The following is a 26381-nucleotide window of genomic DNA, read 5'->3' on the forward strand; positions in this document are numbered from 1 at the left end:
GCCGAACGCACCGGACCCCACTCGCCCCGGCCGGACGGACACCGCCGACCGCCTCCCGACCCGATCCGCCGGACAGGCCCTAGGAGGCGATCCCCTCGGGGATCGCCTCCTTGACGGCGGGGGCGAGGTCGATCAGCACGCCCGTGCTGTCGCGTCCGTCGGTCACCCTGACCTCGACATAGGCCTCACGGCTCGCGGTCGTGAAGCGGTGCGTCCCGTCGTCCTGCTGTTCCATGAGCCAGTTGACGCCGTCGACGCCCCCCGCCATCGCCTCCGGGTCGTTGCCTCCCGCCACTTTGGGATCCACCATCTTCGGCGGTTGCCCCACACCGCACCGCAGTATGATCGCCTCGCCGCCCCAGCCCGCGGTCAGTGCGGACGCGGGTTCGGGATCGTCGCGATTCTCGCCGTCCACCCTCGCCGGCAGGACCTCGTCCAGGTCCTGGCACAGCGTGGTGACCTTCGCGTCCGGGCTGGGAACCGCCGCCGACGCGCTGTCGTCTGCTGAGGAGCAACCCGCGGCGGTGATCAGCAGGGCGAGGGCGGGCAGGACGGCGTGGCGGTGACGGAAGGAGCTCACCGCCACAGGGTAGACGGGGGCTACAGATGGACGACCGGGCAGGTCAGGGTGCGGGTGATGCCGTCCACCTGCTGCACCTTCGCGACCACCATGCGACCCAGGTCGTCGACGGTGTCGGCTTGAGCGCGCACGATGACGTCATAGGGTCCGGTCACGTCCTCGGCCTGGACGACTCCAGGAATCTTGCCGATCAGATCGGCGACGGTCGACGCCTTGCCGACCTCTGTCTGGATCAGGATGTACGCCTGTACCACGGAACCTCCAGAGCGGCCACGAGGATCATGTGGGGAAAAGGAACGCCACGGTATCGCGTTGCCGCTCGTCGCGGGGAGACCTGCGGGAACCGGGCCTCGCGCGCCGGAGCACGGACTGGACACAAGGTGACGGTCACTTCGACCGTAGCGAGGGCAGAAACGACTCGCGACCGGGAACGGAACCGGGAACGAACCGGGACAGAAGGGGAGCTGGGGACATGAAGGGCACGGTTGGTGAGCTCGGGGAGTTCGGGCTCATCAGGGAGCTCACCTCCCGTCTCACCACCACCCCGGCGGTCCGGATCGGCCCGGGCGACGACGCCGCCGTGGTCGCCGCACCCGACCGCAGGGTCGTGGCCAGTAGTGACGTCCTGCTCGAGGGCAGGCACTTCCGCCGCGACTGGTCCACCGCCTACGACGTCGGCCGCAAGGCCGCCGCGCAGAACCTCGCGGACATCGCCGCCATGGGGGCCGTGCCGACCGCGCTGCTGCTCGCGCTGGTCGTCCCGGCCGAACTGCCGGTGACCTGGCCCTCCGAGCTGATGGACGGCCTGCGCGACGAGTGCCAGGTGGCGGGCGCCGCGGTGGTCGGTGGAGACGTCGTACGCGGCGACACGATCATGGTCGCGATCACCGCGCTCGGTGACCTGCGCAACCAGGAGCCGGTGACCCGGGGCGGCGCACAGCCCGGCGACCTCGTCGCGGTGACCGGCTGGCTCGGCTGGTCCGCGGCCGGGTACGCGGTGCTCTCGCGCGGCTTCCGCTCGCCGCGCGCCTTCGTCGAGGCACACCGCCGGCCCGAACCGCCGTACCACGCGGGTCCCGCCGCGGCCGGGCTGGGCGCGACCGCGATGTGCGACGTGAGCGACGGACTGATCGCCGACCTCGGGCACATCGCCGAGGCCAGCAAGGTCCGCATCGACATCCGCTCCGGGGCGGTCGACATCCCCTCGCAGATGAACGACATCGGGCAGGCCGTCGGCGTCGACCCCATGCAGTGGGTGCTGACCGGGGGAGAGGACCACGCGATCGTGGCCACCTTCCCGCCGGACGTGAAGCTGCCCGCCCGCTGGAAGGTGATAGGCGAGGTCCTCAACCTCTCGGCGCTGCCCCAGGTGACGGTCGACGGGGCGCCCTGGACCGCCCAGGGCGGCTGGGACCACTTCGCGGACCTCGAGTCATGAGCGCCGGGAGCGTGGAAGGAGCCGGAGGCGCCGGGGCCGTGCCGCCGCGGGTGCTGACGGTCGCCGGCTCGGACTCCGGCGGGGGCGCGGGCATCCAGGCCGACCTGAAGACGATGCTCGCGCTGGGTACCCATGGCATGAGCGTGATCACCGCGGTCACCGCGCAGAACTCCCTCGGCGTGCAGGGCGCCTGGCCGCTGCCGGTGGAGGCGGTACGGGCCCAGTACCGCAGCGTCGTCGACGACATCGGGGTCCAGGCCGTCAAGACCGGCATGCTCGCCTCCGCCGAACTCGTGGAGGCGGTGGCCGGCCTGCTCGCCGGGAGCCGGGCGCCGGTGGTCGTCGACCCGGTGGGGGTCTCCAAGCACGGGGACACGCTGCTGGCGTCCTCCGCGCTCGACTCCGTACGGACGAAGCTGCTGCCGCTCGCGACCGTGGCCACGCCGAACCTGGACGAAGTGACCCAGCTCACCGGTGTGCGGGCACGGTCGGAACGGGACTTCCGCCGGGCCGCGGAAGCGGTGCTGGCGTTCGGGCCGCGGTGGGTAGTGATCAAGGGCGGCCATCTCGCCGGCGACTCGGGCGACGCCGTCGACCTGCTCACGGACGGTTCGCGGGAGCACTGGCTGCGCGCCCCGAGGTACGACAACCGGCATACCCACGGCACGGGCTGCACCCTCGCCTCGGCGATCGCCGCGCAACTGGCGAAGGGGCAGTCGGTGCCTCAGGCGGTGACTGCCGCCAAGGAGTACGTCACGGGGGCGATCGCGGCCGGGTTCGGGCTGGGCGCCGGGATCGGACCGGTGGACCACGGGTGGGCGCTCGGGCGGGGGGCCGGGCGGGGGGCCGGCGTCAAGTCCGGGACCGGTCCTGCGTCCGACGGGGGCTGAGGCCGGACTCAGGGCCGAAAACGCCCGAGCGGGCACGGCAAAAAGCCGGTCCACCTCGGGTGGACCGGCTCAGTGCGGTGAACCAGCTGTGGCCGCGCGCTCAGCGAGAGCGTCAGCGCGAGACCTTGCCGGCCTTGATGCACGAGGTGCAAGCGTTCACGCGCTTCGGCGTCCCGCCCACCACGGTACGCACACGCTGGATGTTCGGGTTCCAGCGACGGGGCGTACGGCGGTGAGAGTGCGAGATGTTGTTGCCGAAGCCCGGCCCCTTGCCACAGACGTCGCAGTTGGCAGCCACGGGTCACTCCAAAGACTTCAGATGCACTTACGGTTGATCCCGGCATGCCGGGATCAGGAACGTCGGAACTCGAGGAGCTCTTGGGAATCTGAGTGGCTCTGCCAGGGAGAGGCCCGATTCGGATCGGGCAACCGGAGCAGCATACAACGGGTGAACCAGGAGAACGAAACCGGCCTGGCAGCTCAGGGGCCCGCCCGGCCCGCTTCCGCCGGCCGGCCCCCCAAGGTCTACGCTGCGTGCCACGTCCAGCAGCTCTAAGGAGGCGCAGGTGGCGCAGGTGCCGCAGACATTCTTCGATGCTCTCGCGGTGCGCGCCTGGTGCGGACTCGCGCTCGACGCCCTGGGGCGCGCGCGCGAGGAGATCGACGCGATCAACGTCTACCCCGTGGCGGACGGGGACACCGGGACGAATCTCTATCTGACGGTCGAGTCCGCGGCCACGGCCGTCGAGGCGGTGTTCGCGGGGTACGAGGCGGACGGGCCCGAGGGGCCCACGCTGGCGGACGCGGCGCGCGCGATGGCGCACGGGGCGCTGATCGGCGCCCGCGGCAACTCCGGGACGATCCTGGCGCAGCTGCTGCGCGGAATGGCACAGGTGCTGGCCGGGGAGGCGGCGGCCCACGCCGACGGTCAGGGCCTGCGGCGTGCCCTGCGGACCGCGGCCGACTCCGCGCGCCGGGCCGTGGCCCACCCCGTCGAAGGCACCGTGCTCACCGTCGCCACGGCCGCCGCCGACGCGGCCGACGCGGCCGGCGGTGCGCAGGGCGACTGCGGGGAGGTGGCGCGGGCGGCCTACGACGGCGCCCGCACGGCCCTCGCCGCGACGCCCGGCCAGCTGGCCGTGCTCCAGCGGGCGGGCGTGGTGGACGCGGGCGGCAAGGGGCTGGTGGCGGTGCTGGCGGCCCTGGTGGAGACGTTCACGGGAGAGACGCCGAGAGGGACCGGGCCCGGGGCGTACGGCAGCGGGGCCGGGACGCACGCGCGCGTGGAGCACGACGAACCCGCCGGGGCCGCACGTCCCGCCGGAACCACGCCTCCCGCCGGGTGCGCCGACGGCGGGGGAGCGGTGGAGGTCACGGCCACCGGGCCCGCGTTCGAGGTGATCTACCTCCTGGAGGCCGAGGACGCGGCCGTGGAGCGGTTGCGGCAGCGGCTCGACGTCCTCGGGGACTCACTCGTCGTGGTCGGCGGCGACGGACTGTGGAACGTCCACGTCCATGTCGACGACGCCGGAGCCGCCGTGGAGGCGGGGGTCGAGGCAGGGCGCCCGCACCGTATCCGGATCACGCACTTCGGCGCCGGTGACGCCCACGCCCCCGGTGCCGGCCGCCCGCCCGTGGAGCGCGTCGCGCGGGCCGTGGTGGCCGTGGTGCCCGGCGAAGGGCTGGCCGGCCTGTACACCGGGGCCGGGGCGACCACGGTGCTGGCCCGCCCCGGCGAGCCGCCCGCGAGCGGTGAGCTGGTCGACGCCGTACGGCGGGCCCACGCGCACGAGGTGGTGCTGCTGCCCAACGACGCCGAGCTGCGCCACACCGCCGCGGCGGCGGCCGAACAGGCCCGCGCCGACGGGCTCAGGGTGGCCCTCATCCCCACCCGTTCCGCGGTCCAGGGCATCGCGGCGCTCGCGGTGCACGAGCCGGAGCGCCGCTTCGACGAGGACGTGGTGGCGATGACCTCGGCGGCGGGCGCGACCCGGTACGCCGAGATCGCCGTCGCCGAACGGCAGTCCTGGACCATGGCGGGCATCTGCCAGGCCGGCGACGTCCTCGGCCTCATCGACGGCGACGTGGCCGTGATCGGCGACGACGTCACCGCCACCGCCACCGCCGTCCTGGACCGCATGCTCTCCGCCGGCGGCGAGATGGTCACCCTGGTCCTCGGCGACGGGACCCCCCACACCGTCGCCACCCACCTGGAGACCCACGTCCGCGAGGGCTACCTGGCCGTCGACACGGTCCTCTACCAGGGCGGCAGACAGGGCGCCCTGCTCCTCATCGGGGTGGAGTGAGGACGGTTCCCCAGCGGGCGGCGCACGCCGTGTCGTTGCCGGTTGCCGACTTCTGCTCCGCGGCCGTCGTTCGGCGGGCTCAGTTCTCCGCCGGTTCCCGCTTCTCCTGCGTGACGGTGCTCAGGAGGTGTTCCGCCCGGGCGCGCAGGGCCTGGGCCGTCCCGTCCTCCTCGGGGGCGTTCCCGTGGGCGGTCAGGACGGCACGCGCGCGTGCCGTCGCGGCGGCGGGGCGGCCCAGGTCGGCCTCCAGCCGGGCCGCGGCCAGTTCGGCCCGGGAACGGTCCTCAAGGGTGTCCGGGCCCAGCGGGGCGAACGTGGCGATCGCCCGGTCCAGCGCGGTCACCGCCTCCTCGAGCAGGTCCTTCTTGTCGTCGTCAGTGGCCCCGTCGCCCGCCCGCACCAGCAGGTTCGCGAACTGCCAGTGGGTGTGGCCGAGTTCGGCGGTGAGATGCACGCGGGTCTCGTCGTCCGGGGCCGCGGCCACCGCCGCCCCGCATTCCTCGACCGCGTCCGTCATCAGCGCGCGCGCCCCGTCGGGATCGGCCTTCGCACGCAGCAGGAGCCACGCGCGGGCGCGCAACGAGCGCACCAGGCCGGGGACGTCGCCGACCGTGCGCCACAGCTCGCCCGCACGGGCGAAGGCCCGCTCCGCCTCCTCGGACAGGCCCGCCTGCTCCAGGCTGGCCGCTGCCAGATGGGCCAGCGTCGCGTGGTCCTGCTGCTCCGGCCAGTGCCGGGCGATCTCGGCGGCCTGCAACCGCCGCTCGGCGGCGGCCCGGTGCTCGCCCAGCTCACCGAGGCAGTCCCCGAGCCACCACAGCGTCTGGACGACCGCCCCGTCCCCGTGCGCACCGGCCGTCACGTCGGGCAAAACGGACTCCAGCACCTCGGCCGCCTCGGCCCACCGTCCGCGCCGCAGCAGGAACCCGCCGAGCTGATGCCGCGCCCAGGCCCCCAGCGTCGCTCCCTCACCCGCCTCGTCGGCCCAGTGCGCCGCCTCCAGGGCGTGGTCCGCGGCCTCCGCCACCCGCCCCAGCCCGCCGGTCACCTCGGCGAGCTGCAGATGAAGCTGCGCCCGCCCGGCCGGCTCCAGATCCGGCCCGCCGTGTTCCAGAGCCGCCCGCAGTGCCCGTTCGGCGCCGTCGACGTCACCGAGATGGTGGGCGAGCTGCGCCAGCCGGGCCTCGTACTCCACCGCGAACCACGGCAGCCCCGCCGCGACGAACGCCTCGGCGGCCCGCGCGGACAGCTCCGCGGCACCCTCCACGTCCCCGGAGTGCCCCGCCAGCTCGCCGAGCATCGCCTGCGCCTCGGCGGCCCGCGCGGCGAGCCGTACGTCCTCGCCGGTGTGCCCCTCCACGAACGCCAGTACCGCGCGTACGGCGGTCACGGCCTCCTCCAGGACGGCGTCCTCACGGTCCTCACCGGCGGCGTGCACCCGCCGGGTCAGGATCCGCGCCCGCGCCATCAGTACCGACGCCGTCTGCCGCAGGCCCGTGCCGCCGGCGGCGTACAGCGCGAGGATCTCCTCGTGCGGTCCGGCCACCGCCGCGAGCGCCTCCTCCCCCCGGCCCGCCAGCGCGTGGACGTACGCCGCACGCGCGCGTGCCGCCAGGGCCTCCCCGGGGTCGCCCGCCTCCGCGTACAGCTCGGCGGCCCGTTCGAAGAGGCCGGTGGCCCCGGGGCCGAGGACCATCGCCTCGTGGTCGGCGATCTCCGCGCGGTCGCGGGGCTCCAGGGTGACGTCGTCCCCCGCCGCCTCGGCCTCCTGCGCGGCGCGCGCCACCGCCGCCCACGCCTCCACGGCGCGCGGCCGCAGGGTGTCCGACATCCGCCGCGCCTCGACCAGCAGCGCGGGCAGCGCACCATCGCCGAAGGACTCCGTGTCCGGTGCCGCCGGCACCCCGGCACCCGGCGCCACGGGCCGTGCCGGGCGCTCGGGCGGCCGTATCGGGGACGCGCCCGAGGGCCGTACGCCGAGCGGCAGCCGGTCCACCAGTGGGCGGCGCGCCATCCGCGCGCGGGCCCGCTCGCTGACGTACTCCGTGCCGTTGCGCTCGTCGAAACGGGCCGCCAGAGCCAGCGCCCGGGTCCGCGCGTGCGGGGCCAGTTCCGCGGCGGTCCAGGTCCGCCCGGCCGGCCCGGGGACCTGGCTGCCGCCCAGGCCGAGCCCGGTCAGCCGGTCCATGAGCAGCGTCACCACGCTCAGGAATTCCAGCTTGCTGCGTGGATGCCCCTCGTCGGTGAAGTAGGCGGGCCGCTCCGCGAGCAGTTCGAGGGCGCGCGCCTCGTTGCCGCTCAGCGCGCAGAACTCCACATGGTCCGCGTACGCGCCGCGCATGCTCTCCATGGGCCGGACCAGCCGGAAACCGCGCAGATGGTGGGCGCGCGCCTCGTCCACGCGGCCCAGCCGCAGCAGCGACAGCAAGGAGGACGCCAGGACCGTGTGCGGTTCGTGGGCGCAGGTGAACTCGCCCTCCAGGACCGGCCGCCACAGCTCGAGAGCCTCCGCGTCCCGCCCGTTCTGCGCCTGCCACCAGCCCTGCCCGTGCAGCTCGCACGCATGGCAGTCGGCCATGGTGTCCCGGTCGGAGGCCAGCCACGCGGCGTACGCCCGCTCGGCCCGCGGCATGTCCCCGACATGCGCGGCCACACTGAACTCGGCGCTGCGCACCGCCCGTTCGGAGTGACCGGCCAGCCGGTAGCGGTGCTCCATCTCGCCGAGCCACTTCTCGACCGAGGCGAGCGGGATGTGCGGCTGGTCGAGCATGCCGGCCGACATCCACTTGAAGACCCAGTGCAGCGAATGCGTCTCGTACGCGTCGAAGTCCTCGGGGCGTTCGTCCCACATGCGCAGCAGCCGTGCGAAGGGGACGAACATCTTCCCCTTCTCCGAGCTGTAGTTGTAGACCTTCAGCTGGTGCCCGAGCGCCTCGATCACGGCGAGCGGGATGTTCAGCTTCTCGGCCTCGAGCAGCAGGTGCTCCGCGCGCGCGTTGCGGGCCGGCCCCTCCGGCTGCTCGGAGTTCTCGCCCATCGCGCGGCGCAGGGAATCGAAATCGGTGATCGAGCTCATCGGCCGGAGCCCTCCGTGGAGTCGTCGTGGGTGGCCCACTCCAGCAGGCCGAGGAACGCCCGGTTGAGCAGCGCCGAGTCGGCCGGCCGCAGCTGCCGCTGCGCCATGAGCAGCGCCTGTCCGTACAGGGACTCGACGGCGGTGCCGATGAGTTCGGTCTCGCCCAGCGAACCGATGCGCCGCACCAGCGGGTTGAGATGGTTGAGCACCAGACGCGCCCGCGGGGCACTGCCGCGCAGCGAGCCGAGAATGCCCGCCCACAGGTCGTCGGCCCCCGACTCCGCCTCGGCGCGCGCCTGTTCGTGCCGGGACTCCCGGTCGTCCAGGTGCAGCGCGGGTACCGACAGCGGGTGGAACGCGCGCAGGACCACGTCGCAGCCCAGCGGATCCAGCCTGGCCCGCGCGGCGGCCAGGAAGCCCGACAGGGCCAGCTCCTCGGCCGGGTCCACCGCGTCCAGATGGGCGGTGACCGTGTCCGCGTCCAGCTCGGCGACCACGGTGCCCGGCCGCACCGCCGGCAGCGCCTCGACCAGCTCGCTGTCGTACGTGTAACCGCCGTTGACCACGCCGATGCCCTGCGCGGACGCGATCGGCGCGACCTGCCGGTACTCCTCGACCGTGCGCGTGAAGTGCACCACCGGGTGCCGCTGCGCGAACTCCTCCAGGGACAGCCGCCCGTCCGTCGTCTCGAACGGCAGCCAGGGCAGCATCGTGCGCAGCATCTCCCGGTCGTGCCGCGCGAGCGCCTTCACACCCAGGTGGTGCACCGACAGGAACGCCGCAAGGCGCTCCGGATCACCGGCGGCCAGCCCGGTCAGCCAGCCGCGGATCCGCTCGCCCAGCGCCTCGCGGACCCCGGCCAGCGTCTCGTCCTCGTACAGCGACTCGCGCGAGGCCGTGGGGCGCAGACTGTCCGTGTCCAGGACGCAGCGCACGAAGAACGCCCAGTCGGGCAGCAGCTGTTCGGCCCGCTCGGTCAGCAGCATGCCCTTCAGGTGCACGCGGTGCCCCGCGCGCTGGGCCGGGCTGACCGCCGACGGCAGCACGTACGCCACTCCGCGCACCCCGGCCAGCGGCACGTCCAGGTCGACGGAGTCCAGCGGGGTGAAGCCGAACAGGTCGTGACAGTGCCGGGCCAGCGCCACCCTGCGGGCGGCGGGGCTCGGATACGCGCGGTCCCAGGGCGCGGGCAGCTCGGTGACCGCCTCCTTGCCCACCCGTACGTCGTACGGCAGCAGCGAGCCGAAGTCCCGGGCCAGCGACAGCACCCGCTCCTCGGCCAGCCACTCGGCGGACCCGGTCCGCGCCACCAGGTGCACGGTGGTGCCCGGCTCGGGCCGCGCCTCGTCGGGCAGCGTGCGCACGGTGTACGAACCGTCGTCGCGCGCGGTCCACTCCACGGGCGGCGTGTCCGGCGTCCGCGCACTGCGGCTGACGACGCGGATCCGCTCGGCCACCACGAAGCAGGCGAGCAGCCCGATGCCGAACTGCCCGAGGAAGTCGGAGCGGGCCTCCTGCAGGCCCTCGGCGCGCTTGGAACTGCGCCCGATGGTGGCGAGCAGGTTGTGCACGTCCGCCTCGGTGAGGCCGACGCCGGTGTCCTCCACCCGCAGCCCGCCCGCCTCCACGGACAGCCGCACGTGTGCCGGGGCGTCCGGGTCCTCGGCACGGCGGGCGGTGATGGCGTCCACCGCGTTCTGCAGCAGCTCGCGCAGATAGACCTTGGGACTGGAGTAGAGGTGGTGGGAGAGCAGGTCCACCAGGCCGCGGAGATCGACCTGGAACGTGTGAGGCGGCTGAGGTGAGCCGGATGCCTGAGGTGCCTGGGATGCCTGAGAGATCTGGGAGTCCATCGTCACAGCGCCGGTGGGGGGCTCTTGACGGCGCGGGGTCGGGCGGTCCCGGTGAGGCGGTGACCGCGGGGATGGCCGGGGCGTTGGCGCGTCATCCTAGAGCCCGGAAGACTCCGCTGACCAGGAAATTCCCGATCTGCTGGAAGGCGTCGCGGCACCGGTGTTCCCGCTTTGTCAGTGCGGTGGTGTGCAATGGATCCCGTGCCCGCACTGCAAGAACCGCTGCAAGAACCGTCGCGAGAACCACTGCAACAGCCGCTGAAGTCGGTGCTCGGTCCGCCCACCGCGAAGGTGATGGCCGAGCACCTCGGCCTGCACACGGTCGGTGACCTCCTCCACCACTATCCCCGTCGCTACGAGGAGCGCGGCCAGCTCACCCACCTCGCCGACCTCCCCATGGACGAGCACGTCACCGTGGTCGCCCAGGTCGCCGACGCGCGCCTGCACACCTTCGCCTCCGCCAAGGCCCCGCGCGGCAAGGGCCAGCGCCTCGAGGTCACCATCACGGACGGCAGCGGCAGGCTCCAACTGGTCTTCTTCGGCCACGGTGTCCACAAGCCGCACAAGGAACTCCTGCCGGGCACCCGCGCGATGTTCGCCGGCAAGGTCTCCGTCTTCAACCGCCGCCTCCAACTCGCCCATCCCGCGTACGAGCTGCTGCGGGGCGACCCGGAGGAGAGCGTCGAGACCTGGGCCGGCTCACTCATCCCGATCTACCCCGCCACCGCCAAACTGGAGTCCTGGAAGATCGGCAAGGCGCTCCAGACCGTCCTGCCCCGTGCCCAGGACGCCGTGGACCCCCTCCCCGGACCGCTGCGCGAGGGACGCGGCCTGGTCCCGCTCCCCGAGGCCCTGCTGAAGATCCACCGCCCGCACACCAGGGCCGACATCGAGGACGCCCGCGCCCGCCTCAAATGGGACGAGGCCTTCGTCCTCCAGGTCGCCCTCGCCCGACGCCGCCACGCCGACGGCCTGCTCCCCGCCGTCGCCCGCCGACCGCGGCCCGACGGCCTGCTCGCCGCCTTCGACGACCGGCTTCCCTTCACGCTCACCGACGGCCAGCGGAAGGTCTCCGAGGAGATCTTCGACGACCTCGGCACCGAACACCCGATGCACCGGCTGCTCCAGGGCGAGGTCGGCAGTGGAAAGACCCTGGTCGCCCTGCGCGCCATGCTCGCCGTCGTCGACGCCGGGGGGCAGGCGGCCATGCTGGCGCCCACCGAGGTGCTCGCCCAGCAGCACCACCGCTCGGTCACCGAGATGATGGGAGAGCTCGCCGAGGGCGGCATGCTGGGCGGGGCGGAGAACGCCACCAAGGTGGTGCTGCTCACCGGCTCCATGGGCGCGGCCGCCCGCCGTCAGGCCCTGCTCGACCTGGTCACCGGCGAGGCCGGCCTGGTCATCGGCACGCACGCGCTGATCGAGGACAAGGTCCAGTTCCACGACCTGGGCCTGGTCGTCGTCGACGAGCAGCACCGGTTCGGCGTCGAACAGCGCGACGCCCTGCGCGGCAAGGGCAAACAGCCCCCGCACCTGCTCGTCATGACCGCCACGCCCATTCCGCGCACCGTCGCGATGACGGTCTTCGGCGACCTGGAGACCTCCGTCCTCGACCAGCTCCCGGCCGGCCGCTCACCCATCGCCAGCCATGTCGTCCCGGCCGCCGACAAACCCCACTTCCTGGCCCGCGCCTGGGAACGGGTCCGCGAGGAGGTCGGCAACGGCCACCAGGCGTACGTGGTCTGCCCGCGCATCGGGGACGAGGAGGACGACCCGAAGAAGGCCGGGAAGAAGAAGCCCGCGCCGCCCGAGGACGACGCGGAGAAGCGTCCGCCGCTCGCCGTCCTCGACGTCGCCGACCACCTGGCGAAGGGCCCGCTGAGCGGCCTGGGCGTGGAGGTCCTGCACGGCAGGATGCAGCCCGACGACAAGGACGCCGTCATGCGCCGCTTCGCCGCCGGCGAGACCGACGTCCTGGTCGCCACCACCGTCATCGAGGTCGGTGTCAACGTTCCCAACGCCACCGTCATGGTGATCACGGACGCGGACCGCTTCGGTGTCTCCCAGCTCCACCAGCTGCGCGGCCGGGTCGGCCGCGGCTCGGCCCCCGGCCTGTGCCTGCTCGTCACCGAGATGCCCGAGGCCAGCCCCGCCCGGCAGCGGCTCGGCGCGGTCGCCGGCACCCTCGACGGCTTCGAGCTGTCCCGCCTCGACCTCGAACAGCGCCGTGAGGGCGACGTCCTGGGCCAGGCCCAGTCCGGCACCCGTTCCAGCCTGCGCATGCTCGCCGTCATCGACGACGAGGAGATCATCGCCGAGGCCCGCGAGGAGGCCACCGCGGTCGTCGCCGCCGACCCCGAACTGGAGCGTCTGCCGGGACTGCGCACCGCGCTCGCGGCTCTGCTGGACGAGGAGAGGGAGCAGTACCTGGAGAAGGGCTGACAGACTGGGACGGCCGGCCTCCGGGCACCGGCCGGCACACCACCGGCGGGCACACCGGCAGGAACCAAGGACGACCAAGGACAAGGACGAGGACATGACCCGCGTGATCGCCGGCCGGGCCGGCGGACGCCGCCTGGGCGTACCGCCGGGCAACGGCACCCGCCCCACCTCCGACCGGGCGCGCGAAGGCCTGTTCTCCACCTGGCAGGCCCTCCTCGGAGGTTCGCTGCACGGCGAGCGCGTCCTCGACCTGTACGCCGGTTCCGGCGCCGTCGGCCTGGAGGCCCTGTCCCGGGGAGCGGGGCACACCCTCCTCGTCGAGGCCGACGCCCGGGCCGTCCGCACCGTCCGGGACAACGTCAGGGCACTCGGGCTGCCCGGCGCCGAGGTCAGGCCGGGCAAAGCGGAACAGATCATCCGCACGTCCGCGCCGGCCGAACCGTACGGCATCGTCTTCCTCGACCCCCCGTACGCCGTCTCCGACGACGATCTCCGCGAGATCCTGCTCACACTCCGCACCGGGGGCTGGCTCGCCGACGAAGCCCTCGTCACCGTGGAGCGCAGCACCAGAGGAGGGGAGTTCGCGTGGCCGCCCGGCTTCGAAGCGCTCCGGTCCCGTCGATACGGCGAGGGAACGTTTTGGTACGGTCGCGCCGCCGCTCCGTGCGAAGACGCACGATGACCGGACCGGAGAGCGAGGGATCACCAGTGCGCCGCGCCGTCTGTCCCGGGTCGTTCGACCCGATCACCAACGGACATCTCGACATCATCGCCCGAGCCTCGAGCCTCTACGACGAGGTCTACGTCGCGGTGATGATCAACCAGTCCAAGAAGGGCCTCTTCGAGGTCGAGGAGCGGATCGACCTGATCGGACGGGTCACCGCCGAGTACGGGAACGTCCGGGTCGAGGCCTTCCACGGCCTGCTCGTCGACTTCTGCAAGCAGCGCGACATCCCCGCGATCGTCAAGGGCCTGCGCGCGGTCAGCGACTTCGACTACGAGCTGCAGATGGCCCAGATGAACAACGGCCTCTCGGGCGTGGAGACCCTCTTCATCCCCACCAACCCCACCTACAGCTTCCTGTCGTCCTCCCTGGTCAAGGAGGTCGCCGCCTGGGGCGGCGACGTCTCCCACCTGGTGCCCCCGGAGGTCCTCTCCGTCCTCTCCGAACGCCTCCGCAAGGACTGAGAGCCGCCCGCGTGCCGCCCGCGCGGAATCCGAGCGCGCGACGGTGCCGGGCAGGCCCGAGGCCCGGGGGCGGGCCGGCCTCCGGGCAATTCGCCGGGCGGTGTTCCCCATCCGCCCCAGGGCCGTACAGTCGTTGCGTCCGTCTCCAACACAGCTGTAGAGAGTGGCGAGCACACGGTGGACGTGCAGAAGAAGCTGGACGAGATCGTCGACCTGGTCTCCGGAGCCCGGTCGATGCCCATGTCGGCCTCGTGCGTGGTCAATCGCGCCGAACTGCTCTCGATGCTCGAAGAGGTGCGCGCGGCGCTGCCCGACTCCCTCGCCCAGGCCCAGGAACTCATCGGCGGTCGTGAGCAGATGGTCGAGCAGGCCCGCCAGGAGGCCGAACGGATCATCGAGGGCGCGCACGCCGAGCGCGGCTCCCTGATCTCCGGCACCGAGGTCGCCCGCCGCTCCCAGTCCGAGGCCGACCGGATTCTCACCGAGGCCCGCAAGGAGGCCGAAGAGGTCCGCGCCGAGGCCGACGACTACGTCGACTCCAAGCTCGCCAACTTCGAGGTCGTCCTCACCAAGACCCTCGGCTCCGTCGGCCGCGGCCGCGAGAAGCTGCTCGGTACCGGCCCCGGGCTCGACGAGCAGGGCTTCGAGGACGAGGACGCACCCGAGCGCAGCCACGACCCGGAGACCCTGCGCCGCAGTGCCGACGCATACGTCGACGTCAAGCTCGGCGCCTTCGAGGCGGTCCTCGCCAAGACCCTGGAGGCGGTCGGCCGGGGCCGCCAGACCCTGCACGGCCGGCTCGCCAGCGACGACCTCGGCGCCCTCGCGGAGGACATGACGACGGTCCAGCACTCCAGCGACGCCGACTACCTCGCCGACCTCGCGGCCATGTCGGACGCCCCGGCCCAGCGGCCCGCCCGGCCCCGGCCGACCGTGCCCGACCAGCCCCCGCACGCCCCGCAGGTCGCGCAGCAGGACTATGCCCAGCAGCAACAGCCGTACGGCTACGAGCAGCAGAACCAGCAGCCCGATCCGTACGGCGGCTACCAGCAGCAGTACGGCGGCGGGCAGGACCCGTACGGCTACCCGCAGCAGGCCGACCCGTACGCCGACTACCAGGGCTACGAGACGCCGCAGCAGCCGGCCTACGACCCCGGCCAGGACCGGCAGGGCTACGCCCCGCAGCAGCAGAACCCGGCCGCCCTCGACGAGACCAGCCTCTTCGACACCAGCATGATCAGCGCCGAGCAGCTGCGCGCCTACGAACAGGGCCGCGGCCACGGCTGACCGCCCGGCCACGGCCCGGCCGGCGCCGCCCGGCTTCCGGCCCCACGGCTGTCACCGGCCCGGATTGGGACGAGAGCCGAAGGTCCAGTATCCTGGCTCATCGGTCGTGTGTGCGCTGCGCTGACTTCGCAGACGTCCACGATCCACGCTGCCCGGGACACAAGGGGGCAGCGTATCCCCGAGCTCGAAGATCGAAAGCAGGAATGGTTCTGAACGCCCGTCTCGACCACCGCAATCCCCTCGTGTTCGACACACACGAGCTGGGACGGAGGCCGGGCGCGCTGCAGCGCCTGACCCGCTCGATCGAGGCGCCCAGGGACCTCGGGATCAAGGGAGTCATCGGAGTGCCGGAAGGCGCCCCGGTGGAGCTCGAACTCCGGCTCGAGTCGGTCATGGAAGGTGTGCTCGTCACCGGCACCGCCCGTGCGACGGCCGAGGGGGAGTGCGTAAGGTGTCTGGAGCCGCTCGAGCAGGAGCTCGTCGCGGAATACCAGGAGATGTTCTCGTACCCTGACGCCGACGACCGGGGCCGCGTGAAAGCGGAACCGGGCGACGACGCCGAGGACGACGAGGACAGGCTTCGCCTCGAGGACGGCATGTTCGACCTCGAGTCCGTGCTGCGCGATGCGGTGGTGCTCGCACTGCCGATGCAGCCGGTGTGCCAGGACGACTGCCCCGGTCTGTGCTCCGAATGCGGAGCCCGGCTCGCGGACGACCCGGACCACCACCACGACGCCGTCGACATCCGTTGGGCGGCACTGCAGGGACTCGCCGGTTCACTCGAAGATGGCGAGAAGGACGAGATGAGCGGCGCCGAACCGGGCGTCGACGAGAAGCAGGAGAAGTAGCCGTGGCTGTTCCGAAGCGGAAGATGTCGCGCAGCAACACGCGCCACCGCCGGTCGCAGTGGAAGGCTGCGGTCCCCACCCTGGTTGCGTGCGAGCGCTGCCACGAGCCCAAGCAGCAGCACATCGCGTGCCCGTCTTGCGGCACCTACAACAAGCGCCAGGTCCTCGAGGTCTGAGCGGCTGGTGAGAGGCACTGTGTCCACGCCCAAGAAGCAGTCGCCCCGTGTGAGCGGGAGCGGATCGGCGGACAACAACCAGGCCTCGTCCCACACGCTTCTGGAAGGGCGGCTCGGCTACCGGCTCGAGTCCGCCCTTCTGGTGCGCGCGCTGACCCACCGTTCCTACGCGTACGAGAACGGCGGTCTGCCGACGAACGAGCGGCTGGAGTTCCTCGGGGACTCCGTGCTCGGCCTCGTCGTCACGGACACGCTGTACCGCACCCACCCCGACCTGCCCGAAGGCCAGCTGGCCAAGCTGCGGGCCGCGGTGGTCAACTCGCGTGCGCTGGCGGAGGTGGGCCGCGGGCTCGACCTCGGTTCCTTCATCCGGCTCGGCCGCGGTGAAGAGGGCACAGGTGGCCGGGACAAGGCGTCCATCCTCGCCGACACCCTCGAAGCGGTGATCGGCGCGGTCTATCTCGACCAGGGACTCGACTCGGCGGCGGAGCTGGTGCACCGCCTGTTCGACCCGCTGATCGAGAAGTCCTCCAACCTCGGTGCCGGCCTGGACTGGAAGACCAGTCTCCAGGAGCTCACCGCGACCGAAGGGCTCGGCGTGCCCGAGTACCTGGTCACGGAGACCGGCCCCGACCACGAGAAGACCTTCACTGCTGCCGCCCGCGTCGGAGGCGTCTCGTACGGCACCGGCACCGGCCGCAGCAAGAAGGAGGCGGAGCAGCAGGCCGCCGAGTCCGCCTGGCGGTCCATCCGGGCCGCGTCGGACGAGCGTGCCGAAGCGGCTGCCTCCGCCGAAGCGGCTGCCTCCGGCGAAGCGGCTGCCTCCGCCGAAGTGGCCGGCCCGGCCGTCGAGGCGAGTGCGGAGACAAGCATGAACGCCGAGCCCGTCGCCGACACGTCGTCGGCCTCCGCCTGACGATCCGTACACCCGCGCACCCGCGTATACGTGCACGGATCACGCGGCACCCGCGAGCGCCGGGGTGCTCGCGACACACGCAGAGCGCGACCCGAGTGCCCCCCCGGAAGGGGACGGGCACTCGGGTCGCGGTCGTGGAGACCGGTCCTCGGAAGGGGAGAGGAACCATGCCCGAGCTGCCCGAGGTCGAGGTCGTACGGCGCGGCCTGGAGCGGTGGGTCGCCCACCGGACCGTCGCCGAGACCGAGGTGCTGCACCCGCGTGCGGTGCGCCGCCACCTCGCCGGCGCCGACGACTTCGCGCACCGGCTGAAGGGCCACCGCGTCGGCGTCCCCAGCCGCCGCGGCAAGTACCTGTGGCTGCCCCTCGAGGACGCGGACCAGTCGGTCCTGGCCCACCTCGGCATGAGCGGCCAGCTGCTGGTCCAGCCGCACAGCGCCGCTGACGAGAAGCACCTGCGTGTCCGCGTCCGGTTCGCCGACGATCTGGACACCGAGCTCCGCTTCGTCGACCAGCGCACCTTCGGCGGCCTCTCGCTGCACGACAACACCCCCGACGGGCTGCCCGACGTCATCGCACACATCGCCCGCGACCCGCTCGACCCGCTCTTCGACGACGAGGTCTTCCACCGGGCGCTGCGCCGCAAGCGCACCACGATCAAGCGGGCCCTGCTCGACCAGTCCCTGATCAGCGGCGTGGGAAACATCTACGCGGACGAGGCCCTGTGGCGGGCCCGCATCCACTACGAGCGCCCCACGGAGACCTTCACCCGCCCGCGCTCCCAGCTCCTCCTGGACCATGCCCGGGACGTGATGAACGCCGCCCTCGCGGTGGGCGGCACCAGCTTCGACAGCCTGTACGTCAACGTCAACGGCGAATCGGGCTACTTCGACCGCTCCCTGGACGCCTACGGCCGGGAGGGCCTGCCCTGCCGCCGCTGCGGTACACCGATGCGTCGGCAGCCCTGGATGAACCGGTCCAGCTACTTCTGCCCGAAATGTCAGCGGGCTCCGCGCGTCTCGTCGTAGCGCTCGCGGGCCTGGAGCACCTCGTCCATGCTGCCCTCCAGGAAATGGATGAAGGACAGCACGCGTCGCGCCACCTCGTGGCCCAGCGGGGTGAGTTCGTAGTCCACCCGGGGCGGATTGGTCGGCTGCGCCTCGCGGTGCACCAGGCCGTCACGTTCCAGCGCGTGCAGCGTCTGGGAGAGCATCTTCTCGCTCACGCCGTCGACACGGCGGCGCAACTCGTTGAAGCGCAGCGATCCCCCGCACAGCGCCCCGAGCGTCAGCGCGCCCCAGCGTCCCGTCACATGCTCCAGCGTGCCGCGCGACGGACACCCCCTGGCGAACACGTCGTAGGGGAGCCGCTGCTCCGCCGAGTCCTCCGGGTGCGGCCGCGTGGTGGTCATGCCTTCAGCGTACTTCGGTGCAGCGCTTACCAGCAGGTCGCACTCACCGCGCCACAGTGCCGGAAAGGCCGCGCGCGTACTGCTGTGGTCCTCTGGTGCGTGAACCTCTGCTGGCCGAAGAAGTGACGGTGCAGGTCTTCGACCTGCGGCCGGGTAATCGATCAACGCCGTGACCCGCGGCTTAACCGTCGACGGTTGTCAGCGTGGGTCGTCGTCGAGCACCCTCCGACGGCCCGGATGAGGTCCGGCGCCGACCGTCCCTGGTCGTGCTTGCCGGTGTCGGCCGCCGGTGTCGGTCGCTGCACGTGATCCTGGCAAGTGATCTCGCCGGCGCCCGCACCGCAACGAGGCACTCAGGGCGCCGGTGGGATGCGCTGCCGGGCGCCAGGGCTTACCGCGGTTGCGGTGCCGCGGCTGCTGCGCTCAGGTCAGGGCCCGGCGGCTCGCCCGGCCCGACGGGCCACCTCTTGCAGCGGTGCCCTCGGACTCGGCGAATCAGGACGGTTATCCCATTCCTGTGGGGTACTCATCCTCAGACAGGGCACATAAAGGACAATCCGGAGGAAGTGCAATGGCAACTCAACCCCGGCCGGACATGGAAACCCATCCCGACATCGTCGCAATGCGCAATCGACACGAGATGGCCGAACGCTTCGCGACTACCCCGAGGGCGCAAGCCGTCGAGGCCATGGCCCTGATCACAGGGCTCTACCTCGCAGCCTCACCGTGGATCGCGGGATTCAACGACTTCTCCACCCTGGCGGTCAACAACCTGATCACCGGTATCGCCTACGCCCTCCTCATGAGCGGTGGCTTCGGCCGGGCATACGAGCGTTCGCACAGCATGGCGTGGGGCGCTTGCGCGCTGAGCGTGTGGACGATCTTTGCGCCGTGGGTCGTGGCAGGTGACGTCAGCACCACCAGGACCATAGTCAACAACATCATCGTCGGCCTGGTCGCCCTGATGCTGGCCCTCATGGCAGCCGCAGCCGCCCGCCCGGTGGATCAGTCGTCCGGCGACCGCTCCTCCGCGCGCAGGTGATCGAACCCAATCCGAAGGCCACAACCCATCACTCGCCCCAGGTCCCGTTCCGTACGCCGTCGACCCACACGCCTGCTCGGCTCCTGCCCGGGTCGACGGTGGACGGGAGGGGAGCACCCGCGCACGCCACTACGTGCCCGCGGTCGGGAACGGCGCCCCCTCCATCCCGGTGCCGGCCGATCCCCGCCGGAGGCATCGCCCTGATGACTGCACGCGCTGAGGCACTTCTACGCTTCGGTGCTCCTGGACGCGGGGGAGAGCACCAAGGCTCTCAATGAGTACCTGGGCCATCGTGACCCCGGCTTCACGCTGCGCCCGCACACGCACCTGATCCGTCCAGTGAGACCCGGACCCGGGCCGCCGTCGACAACGCGTTCCAGGGCGATGACCCCACGGAAGACGGCCCGGAGACGGGCCAGGGCCCGGTCTAAGTCTCTGACCTGCGGTTATCTCAGTAGCCGAAGTTCTGGGTCCACCACGGGCCGCCGGAGCCGAAGTGCACGCCCACGCCCAGGGTCTTGAAGTCGCAGTTCAGGATGTTCGCCTTGTGACCGGGGCTGTTCATCCAGGCCTCCATGACGGCCGCGGCGGTGGCCTGGCCGCGGGCGATGTTCTCCCCGCCGAGGTCGGATATCCCGGCCGCCGACGCCCGGTCCCACGGTGTGTCGCCGTCGGGGTCGGTGTGGTCGAAGAAACCGCGGCCGGCCATGTCCTTGCTGAACGCCGTGGCCAGATCGCTCAGCGCGCTGTTCGCGGCCACCGGGCTGCAGCCCACCTTGGCCCGCTCCTGGTTGACCAACCGGAGAACCTGGGCTCCGGCGGCGGCCTCCTCGGAGACGGTCACCGGGCTGCTGGGCTTCTCCTTCTCCGGCTGCGGAGCGGTCTTGCGCTCCGGAGCCGTCGTCTCCTCGGACACCTCCTCGCCCGGTGTCGCCGAAGGCTTCTCCTTCTCCTCCGTCGCTTCCGCTTCCGCAGGCGCCTTCTTCTCCGGAGCCTTCGTCGCCTTCTCGTCCGACGAGTCCGACGGCGAGGGCTTGGGGGAGGCGGCGCGGTCGGAGTCGCGGCTCGCGGGGTTGCCCGCATCGCGGCCCGAGCTCTCGAGGCTGCCCGAGGTGCCACCCAGCTCGCCGGGCGTGTTGGTCGGGGTGCCCGCGGCCTCCACGCTGTCTCCGGGGGCGCGGTCGCCGCCCAGCTTGTAGTTCTCGAGGCCGGGCACCGCACCCGTGGCCACCGCGACCGTACCGAGGGCCACCGCGGCGGACACCCCGAGCAGGCCGGTGCGCACCGGGGTCGCGGCCTTCTTCTTCCGGCGCAGTCCCCCCGCCTGCCGGTCGCTCTCGCCGGGCGTGAAACCGTCGTCCGGGGAACCGCTCTGCGGGAAGCCCCCGCGCCGGAGGCCGTCACTCGCGGACACGGCCGTGTCGGCGGACCTGGAGCGGTCCGGGCCCGCGGAGAAGCGGTCGTCCTGGTGGCTGTACCTCTGGTGGCTGTACCCCTGGTGGTCCTCCCGGTGGGCGCCTCCGGGGAAGCCGCCCTGTGCGAAGGTTCCCGCGTAGCCGTCCCCGGGGGCGTCCTCCGTCGCGAAGAGGTAGGCCTCGCTCCTCGCGGCCGTCTCGGCGTACGCCTCAGGGTTCAGATAAGGGGCGATGCCCATGGTCGGAGCGTTTTCGGCGTGAGCACCCAGCGGGCCGTGGCCTCCGTCGTGCAGGTCGTCGTGCTGAGTGACCCCCGTGGTGGCGCGGCCCGTGGCGGCGCGGCCGGCGGCGGAGCGTCGGTGGCGTCCCATGTTCTGGCCTTCCTCGTCCTGGCGGTCGGTCGACTGGTCCTCACGTTCAACACAAAACTCACACCATCGAGTGAGTTTCGTATGAGATTCATTCGATCGGGACGGTACCGCATGCCGCCGGAGGAGGGAGTGCCCCGAGTGACATTGTCCGGTTAGGTTGCAGTCATGAGCGAGGATGTGCGACTGGTCGCCTGGGTGCGGGGGCGTGTCCAAGGTGTGGGTTTCCGCTGGTTCACCCGGGCCAAGGCCCTGGAGATCGGCGGCCTGAGTGGCTTTGCTCTCAATCTGGCGGACGGACGCGTCCAAGTGGTCGCGGAGGGCTCCCGCGAGCGCTGCGACGGACTGCTCGACTGGCTCCAGGACGGCGACACGCCCGGGCACGTGAACGGCGTCACCGAGATCTGGGACACACCCCGCGGCGGATACGACGGCTTCGCCATCCGCTGAGCCCCCGCGCCCGGAGGGCCTCCGGGATGCCGGCCGTCCGCCGCGGCCGGCGCCTCGGCGCGGAAAAGTCCTGGTGATTGCCAAGGCCCGGGGTGCCGTGGGAGGCTCCCCGGCAGCGACGGCCGCCACTTCGAGAGGGCCCGCCGGAACCGCCGTGAGGCCGCCCGGGGACCGTGTGCGCCGGGTCATCGGCCGATACCGCGTGTGATCGTGTTGACCGTCAAACTTTTTGGTGAGACGCTGAAAGTCCCCGCGCACCTTAGCTGTTTGGCATGGCTGAACGGCAGCACAACCGCAGGTCTGCCAGGCATCGCGGGTGCTCATCCCTCACGACCCACACCGCACAGGTCGGTCACGCATTGTGGAGGACCATTCATCATGGCAAAGGCGCTTCTCGGTTACGTCGGCGGCTCCGACCCGCGACTCCTCGCCGAGATGCGACGGCTCCAGCAGCGCGTCCAGGACCTGGAATCCGAACTCGTACGGATCCAGGCGGAGAACGACGAGCTTGCGGCTGCCGCTTCTCACGACAGGATCATGGAGAGCGTTGACGCACACCAGGCGGAGCCTGCGCTGACCTGATCACTGCACCGCTCCACCACGGCACGCAGTGGTCGGTCGGCTCGCCCGTCACCACCGCCACGCTGTCAGAAGTGCAAGGGACGCCCCGGCGTCCCTTCTTTCTTTCCCGCCTCCGCCTGCCTCCGTACCCCCCCGCGCCGCCCGGATCCCCAAGTTCCTTGCTCCGCGCATCCTTTCACCGTCTTTAACGTGTGGTGTGCCCTGCGTGTTCACCCGTGAAACCGCCGGTTCACGGAGGGGGACATCCCGGGCGGGTAGAGTCCGGCGGCGTGCACCTCAAGGCCCTGACCCTCCGTGGCTTCAAGTCGTTCGCCTCGGCGACCACGCTCCGGTTCGAACCGGGGATCACGTGCGTCGTCGGACCGAACGGCTCGGGCAAGTCCAACGTCGTGGACGCGCTCAGCTGGGTCATGGGCGAGCAGGGCGCCAAGTCGCTGCGCGGCGGCAAGATGGAGGACGTCATCTTCGCCGGCACCACCGGCCGCCCTCCGCTCGGCCGGGCCGAGGTGTCCCTGACCATCGACAACTCCGACGGGGCCCTGCCCATCGAGTACGCCGAGGTCACCATCACGCGGATCATGTTCCGCAACGGCGGCAGCGAGTACCAGATCAACGGAGACACCTGCCGCCTCCTCGACATCCAGGAACTGCTCTCCGACTCCGGCATCGGCCGTGAGATGCACGTCATCGTCGGCCAGGGCCAGCTGGACTCCGTCCTGCACGCCGACCCGATGGGCCGCCGCGCCTTCATCGAGGAGGCCGCGGGTGTCCTCAAGCACCGCAAGCGCAAGGAGAAGGCGCTGCGCAAGCTGGACGCGATGCAGGCCAACCTCGCCCGCGTGCAGGACCTCACCGACGAACTGCGGCGCCAGCTCAAACCCCTCGGCCGCCAGGCGGCGGTCGCCCGGCGGGCCGCCGTCATCCAGGCCGACCTGCGCGACGTCCGCCTGCGCCTCCTCGCCGACGACCTGGTACGTCTGCGCGAGGCCCTCACGGCGGAGATCGCCGACGAGGCCGCCCTCAAGGAGCGCAAGGACACCGCCGAGCAGGAACTGCGCAAGGCCCTCCAACGCGAGGCGGTCCTCGAGGACGAGGTCCGGCGCCTCACCCCGAGCCTGCAGAACGCCCAGCAGACCTGGTACGAGCTCTCCCAGCTCGGCGAGCGGGTGCGCGGCACCATCTCGCTCGCCGACGCGCGTGTGAAGAGCGCCACCTCCGCACCTCCCGAGGAGCGCCGCGGACGCGACCCCGAGGACCTGGAACGCGAGGCCGCCCGCGTCCGCGAACAGGAGGCCGAGCTGGAGGCCGCCCTCGAAGCCGCCGAACGCGCCCTGGAGGACACGGTCGCCCACCGCGCCGAGCTGGAACGCGACCTCGCCCAGGAGGAACGGCGACTGAAGGACGCCGCCCGCGCCATCGCCGACCGGCGCGAGGAACTCGCCCGCCTCACCGGAAAGGTGGGCGCCGCCCGCTCGCGCGCCGCGGCGGCCCAGGCCGAGATCGAGCGGCTGGCGGCCGCCCGGGACGAGGCCCGGGAACGGGCCGCCGCCGCCCAGGAGGAGTACGAGACCCTGCAGGCCGAGGTCGACGGCCTCGACGCCGGCGACGCGGACCTCGCCGGACAGCACGACGCGGCCAGGCAGCGGCTCGCCGAGGCCGAGGCCGCCCTCACCGCCGCCCGCGAGGCGGCCACCGCCGCCGAACGCGAGCGCGCGGCGACCCGGGCCCGCCACGAGGCCCTCGCCCTGGGCCTGCGCCGCAAGGACGGCACCGGCGCGCTGCTCGCGGCCCAGGACCGGCCGGCCGGACTGCTCGGCCCCGCCGCCGAACTGCTCACCGTCGCCCCGGGCCACGAGACCGCCCTCGCCGCCGCCTTCGGGGCCGCCGCCGACGCCCTCGCCGTGACCAGTCCCTCCGCCGCCGCCGAGGCGATCCGCCTGCTGCGCACACAGGACGCGGGCCGCGCCGCCCTCCTCCTCACCACTGGCCCGGACGCGGTGCGCACCGAGGCACCCGACGGCCCGCACGGGCCGCTCACCGGAGTGTCCGACGGGCCGCAGTACGCAGCCGATCTGGTGCGCGGGCCCGCCGAACTGCTGCCCGCCGTACGCAGGCTGCTGCGCGGAATCGTCGTCGTCGGCACCCTGGAGGACGCCGAGGAACTGGTGTGCGAGCGGCCCGAGCTGACCGCCGTGACCGCCGAGGGCGACCTGCTGGGCACGCACTTCGCGCACGGCGGCTCGGCGGGCGCTCCGAGCCTGCTGGAGGTGCAGGCCTCCGTGGACGAGGCCGCCGCCGAGCTGGACGAGCTCGCCGTGCGGTGCGAGGAGCTGACCCGGGCACAGCGCACGGCGACCGAGGAACGCGGACGGTGCGCCGCCCTCGTCGAGGAACTGGGGGAGCGGCGCCGGACGGCCGACCGGGAGAAGTCCTCCGTCGCCCAGCAGCTCGGCCGGCTCGCCGGGCAGGCCCGCGGGGCCGCCGGGGAGGCGGAGCGGTCCGCCGCCGCGGCGGCCCGGTCGCAGGAGGCACTCGACAAGGCGCTCGACGACGTGGAGGAACTCGCCGAACGGCTCGCCGTCGCCGAGGAGGCGCCGTTCGACGAGGAGCCCGACACCTCCGTGCGCGACCGGCTCGCCGCCGACGGGGCCAACGCCCGCCAGACCGAGATGGAGGCCCGCCTCCAGGTGCGCACGCACGAGGAGCGGGTCAAGGGGCTCGCCGGACGGGCCGACTCCCTGGACCGGGCCGCCCGCACGGAACGCGAGGCACGCGCGCGTGCCGAGCAGCGGCGGGCCCGGCTGCGGCACGAGGCGGCCGTCGCCGGGTCCGTCGCCGCCGGTGCCCGGAACCTGCTCGCGCACGTCGAGGTGTCCCTCGCGCGTGCCGAGGAGGAACGCACCGCCGCCGGGGCGGCGAAGGCCCGCAGCGAGCAGGGGCTCGCCCGCGCGCGGACCGAGGGCCGCGACCTGAAGGCGGACCTCGACAAGCTGACGGACTCGGTGCACCGGGGCGAAGTGCTCGGCGCCGAGAAGCGGCTGCGGATGGAACAGCTGGAGACCAGGGCCCTGGAGGAGCTGGGCGTCGAACCCGCCCACCTCATGGCCGAGTACGGCCCGCACCAGCCGGTACCGGCGGCACCGCCCGCCGAGGGCGGACCGGGTGGACAGCTCCCGGACACGGGCGGTCCGGGCGGTCCGGACGACGGACAGCCCCGTGGCGTCGACGGCTCCGGCGGCGGGGCCGGCGACGGCACCGCGGAGGGACGTCAGCCGCAGGACGGGGCCACCCGCCCCTTCGTCCGCGCTGAGCAGGAGAAGCGGCTGAAGGCCGCCGAGCGGGCCTACCAGCAGCTCGGCAAGGTGAACCCGCTCGCCCTGGAGGAGTTCGCCGCGCTGGAGGAACGCCACCAGTTCCTCGGCGAGCAGCTGGAGGACCTGAAGAAGACCCGCGCGGATCTGCTCCAGGTCGTCAAGGAGGTCGACGAGCGCGTCGAGCAGGTCTTCAGCGAGGCCTACCGGGACACGGCCAGGGAGTTCGAAGGAGTCTTCTCGCGGCTGTTCCCCGGCGGAGAGGGGCGGCTGGTGCTGACCGATCCCGACAACATGCTCACCACGGGCGTGGACGTCGAGGCACGTCCGCCGGGCAAGAAGGTCAAGCGGCTGTCGCTGCTCTCGGGCGGAGAGCGGTCACTGACCGCCGTGGCGCTGCTGGTGTCGATCTTCAAGGCGCGGCCGAGCCCGTTCTACGTCATGGACGAGGTCGAGGCCGCGCTCGACGACACCAACCTCCAGCGGCTCATCCGGATCATGCAGGAGCTGCAGGAGGCCTCGCAGCTGATCGTGATCACGCACCAGAAGCGCACCATGGAGGTCGCCGACGCGCTCTACGGCGTCTCCATGCAGGGCGACGGTGTGTCCAAGGTCATCAGCCAGCGTCTCCGCCAGGCATCCTGACGGACTCTCGAACTCGCTGGCTTCACATTTTGAACTCAAACCTGTTGCGCGTGTGCAGGCATTGTGTGAAATCCGTGTCTGATTCGCCACTCACCCCCTCTATTGACTTCAGGACTTGAAGGCATAGTCTCATCGGCGTCGCATTTACCTTCAGGTA

22 protein-coding genes and 1 pseudogene are annotated in these 26381 nt (G+C 72.3%); 16 read left to right on the forward strand and 7 right to left on the reverse strand.

The window, feature by feature from the left end; translation table 11 throughout:
- Nucleotides 1-79 precede the first annotated feature (79 nt).
- Together ACFWVE_RS05165 and ACFWVE_RS05170 are read right to left on the reverse strand one after the other, a co-directional pair.
- Complete coding sequence (locus ACFWVE_RS05165; protein WP_384008367.1) at nt 80-580, reverse strand: DUF3515 domain-containing protein; 501 nt, start codon at nt 578-580, stop codon at nt 80-82.
- Nucleotides 581-600: 20 nt separating this feature from the next.
- Nucleotides 601-834, reverse strand: coding sequence for an Lrp/AsnC family transcriptional regulator (locus ACFWVE_RS05170; protein WP_004983019.1), 234 nt, complete (start codon nt 832-834; stop codon nt 601-603).
- A 218-nt stretch (nt 835-1052) separates the two neighbouring features.
- Here ACFWVE_RS05170 and ACFWVE_RS05175 point away from each other — a divergent pair, with 218 nt between their 5' ends.
- Together ACFWVE_RS05175 and thiD are read left to right on the forward strand one after the other, a co-directional pair.
- The gene (locus ACFWVE_RS05175) at nt 1053-2018 is read left to right on the forward strand and encodes a thiamine-phosphate kinase (protein ID WP_384008369.1); all 966 of its coding nucleotides are present in this window, start codon (nt 1053-1055) and stop codon (nt 2016-2018) included.
- Nucleotides 2015-2908 carry a bifunctional hydroxymethylpyrimidine kinase/phosphomethylpyrimidine kinase gene (gene thiD, locus ACFWVE_RS05180; RefSeq protein WP_384008371.1) on the forward strand — a complete coding sequence of 298 codons (894 nt, stop codon included), beginning with the start codon at nt 2015-2017 and terminating at the stop codon, nt 2906-2908. Before ACFWVE_RS05175 ends, thiD begins: the two co-directional genes overlap by 4 nt.
- A gap of 112 nt (nt 2909-3020) precedes the next feature.
- On the opposite strand, the gene rpmB is transcribed toward thiD, so the two are convergent.
- Nucleotides 3021-3206 (reverse strand): 50S ribosomal protein L28, encoded by a 186-nt coding sequence (rpmB, locus tag ACFWVE_RS05185; RefSeq protein ID WP_004924906.1) that lies wholly within the window; start codon nt 3204-3206, stop codon nt 3021-3023.
- 268 nt (nt 3207-3474) lie between these two features.
- Here rpmB and ACFWVE_RS05190 point away from each other — a divergent pair, with 268 nt between their 5' ends.
- Entirely contained in the window at nt 3475-5214 is a 1740-nt protein-coding gene (locus tag ACFWVE_RS05190; protein ID WP_384008373.1) for a DAK2 domain-containing protein, read from the forward strand.
- Nucleotides 5215-5293: 79 nt separating this feature from the next.
- On the opposite strand, the gene ACFWVE_RS05195 is transcribed toward ACFWVE_RS05190, so the two are convergent.
- A complete protein-coding gene (locus ACFWVE_RS05195) occupies nt 5294-8290 on the reverse strand; it encodes a tetratricopeptide repeat protein (RefSeq protein WP_384008375.1) in 2997 nt (998 codons plus the stop codon).
- The gene (locus tag ACFWVE_RS05200; protein ID WP_384008377.1) at nt 8287-10143 is read right to left on the reverse strand and encodes an HSP90 family protein; all 1857 of its coding nucleotides are present in this window, start codon (nt 10141-10143) and stop codon (nt 8287-8289) included. The genes ACFWVE_RS05195 and ACFWVE_RS05200 overlap by 4 nt, the downstream gene beginning before the upstream one ends.
- Before the next feature lie 192 nt (nt 10144-10335).
- On the opposite strand from ACFWVE_RS05200, the gene recG reads away from it, so the two are divergent.
- From recG to mutM, 8 genes are all read left to right on the forward strand, one after another.
- A complete protein-coding gene (recG, locus tag ACFWVE_RS05205) occupies nt 10336-12585 on the forward strand; it encodes an ATP-dependent DNA helicase RecG (RefSeq protein ID WP_384008379.1) in 2250 nt (749 codons plus the stop codon).
- A 94-nt stretch (nt 12586-12679) separates the two neighbouring features.
- Nucleotides 12680-13267 (forward strand): 16S rRNA (guanine(966)-N(2))-methyltransferase RsmD, encoded by a 588-nt coding sequence (gene rsmD, locus ACFWVE_RS05210; protein ID WP_384008381.1) that lies wholly within the window; start codon nt 12680-12682, stop codon nt 13265-13267.
- A 26-nt stretch (nt 13268-13293) separates the two neighbouring features.
- Entirely contained in the window at nt 13294-13773 is a 480-nt protein-coding gene (gene coaD, locus ACFWVE_RS05215) for a pantetheine-phosphate adenylyltransferase (RefSeq protein WP_384008518.1), read from the forward strand.
- Between the two features lie 177 nt (nt 13774-13950).
- On the forward strand, nt 13951-15060 hold the full coding sequence (locus ACFWVE_RS05220) for a cell division initiation protein (RefSeq protein WP_384008383.1): 1110 nt from the start codon (nt 13951-13953) through the stop codon (nt 15058-15060).
- Nucleotides 15061-15263: 203 nt separating this feature from the next.
- Nucleotides 15264-15908: a YceD family protein gene (locus ACFWVE_RS05225; RefSeq protein WP_384008385.1), complete on the forward strand. Its 645-nt coding sequence runs from the start codon at nt 15264-15266 to the stop codon at nt 15906-15908.
- Between the two features lie 2 nt (nt 15909-15910).
- Nucleotides 15911-16084: a 50S ribosomal protein L32 gene (gene rpmF, locus ACFWVE_RS05230; RefSeq protein WP_003951102.1), complete on the forward strand. Its 174-nt coding sequence runs from the start codon at nt 15911-15913 to the stop codon at nt 16082-16084.
- A gap of 7 nt (nt 16085-16091) precedes the next feature.
- Nucleotides 16092-17000 (forward strand): ribonuclease III, encoded by a 909-nt coding sequence (gene rnc, locus ACFWVE_RS05235; RefSeq protein WP_384008387.1) that lies wholly within the window; start codon nt 16092-16094, stop codon nt 16998-17000.
- A 167-nt stretch (nt 17001-17167) separates the two neighbouring features.
- Nucleotides 17168-18028, forward strand: coding sequence for a bifunctional DNA-formamidopyrimidine glycosylase/DNA-(apurinic or apyrimidinic site) lyase (gene mutM / locus ACFWVE_RS05240; RefSeq protein ID WP_384008389.1), 861 nt, complete (start codon nt 17168-17170; stop codon nt 18026-18028).
- Here mutM and ACFWVE_RS05245 read toward each other — a convergent pair.
- Nucleotides 18001-18411: a winged helix-turn-helix transcriptional regulator gene (locus ACFWVE_RS05245; protein ID WP_384008391.1), complete on the reverse strand. Its 411-nt coding sequence runs from the start codon at nt 18409-18411 to the stop codon at nt 18001-18003. The two genes, mutM and ACFWVE_RS05245, sit on opposite strands and share 28 nt — an antisense overlap.
- Before the next feature lie 571 nt (nt 18412-18982).
- Between ACFWVE_RS05245 and ACFWVE_RS05250 the strand changes: the two genes are divergently transcribed.
- Together ACFWVE_RS05250 and ACFWVE_RS05255 are read left to right on the forward strand one after the other, a co-directional pair.
- Nucleotides 18983-19453 (forward strand): SPW repeat protein, encoded by a 471-nt coding sequence (locus tag ACFWVE_RS05250; protein ID WP_384008393.1) that lies wholly within the window; start codon nt 18983-18985, stop codon nt 19451-19453.
- A gap of 207 nt (nt 19454-19660) precedes the next feature.
- Nucleotides 19661-19884, forward strand: a pseudogene (locus ACFWVE_RS05255) (site-specific integrase); the annotation flags it as partial.
- Between the two features lie 20 nt (nt 19885-19904).
- Here the strand turns inward: ACFWVE_RS05255 and ACFWVE_RS05260 are convergent.
- Entirely contained in the window at nt 19905-21239 is a 1335-nt protein-coding gene (locus tag ACFWVE_RS05260) for a CAP domain-containing protein (RefSeq protein ID WP_384008395.1), read from the reverse strand.
- 165 nt (nt 21240-21404) lie between these two features.
- Between ACFWVE_RS05260 and ACFWVE_RS05265 the strand changes: the two genes are divergently transcribed.
- From ACFWVE_RS05265 to smc, 3 genes are all read left to right on the forward strand, one after another.
- Nucleotides 21405-21686 (forward strand): acylphosphatase, encoded by a 282-nt coding sequence (locus tag ACFWVE_RS05265; RefSeq protein ID WP_384008397.1) that lies wholly within the window; start codon nt 21405-21407, stop codon nt 21684-21686.
- 378 nt (nt 21687-22064) lie between these two features.
- A complete protein-coding gene (locus ACFWVE_RS05270; RefSeq protein ID WP_004924871.1) occupies nt 22065-22268 on the forward strand; it encodes a hypothetical protein in 204 nt (67 codons plus the stop codon).
- Nucleotides 22269-22537: 269 nt separating this feature from the next.
- A complete protein-coding gene (gene smc / locus ACFWVE_RS05275) occupies nt 22538-26224 on the forward strand; it encodes a chromosome segregation protein SMC (RefSeq protein WP_384008399.1) in 3687 nt (1228 codons plus the stop codon).
- Nucleotides 26225-26381: the final 157 nt, after the last annotated feature.

This window comes from Streptomyces sp. NPDC058632, assembly GCF_042717095.1.
Taxonomy (GTDB): domain Bacteria; phylum Actinomycetota; class Actinomycetes; order Streptomycetales; family Streptomycetaceae; genus Streptomyces.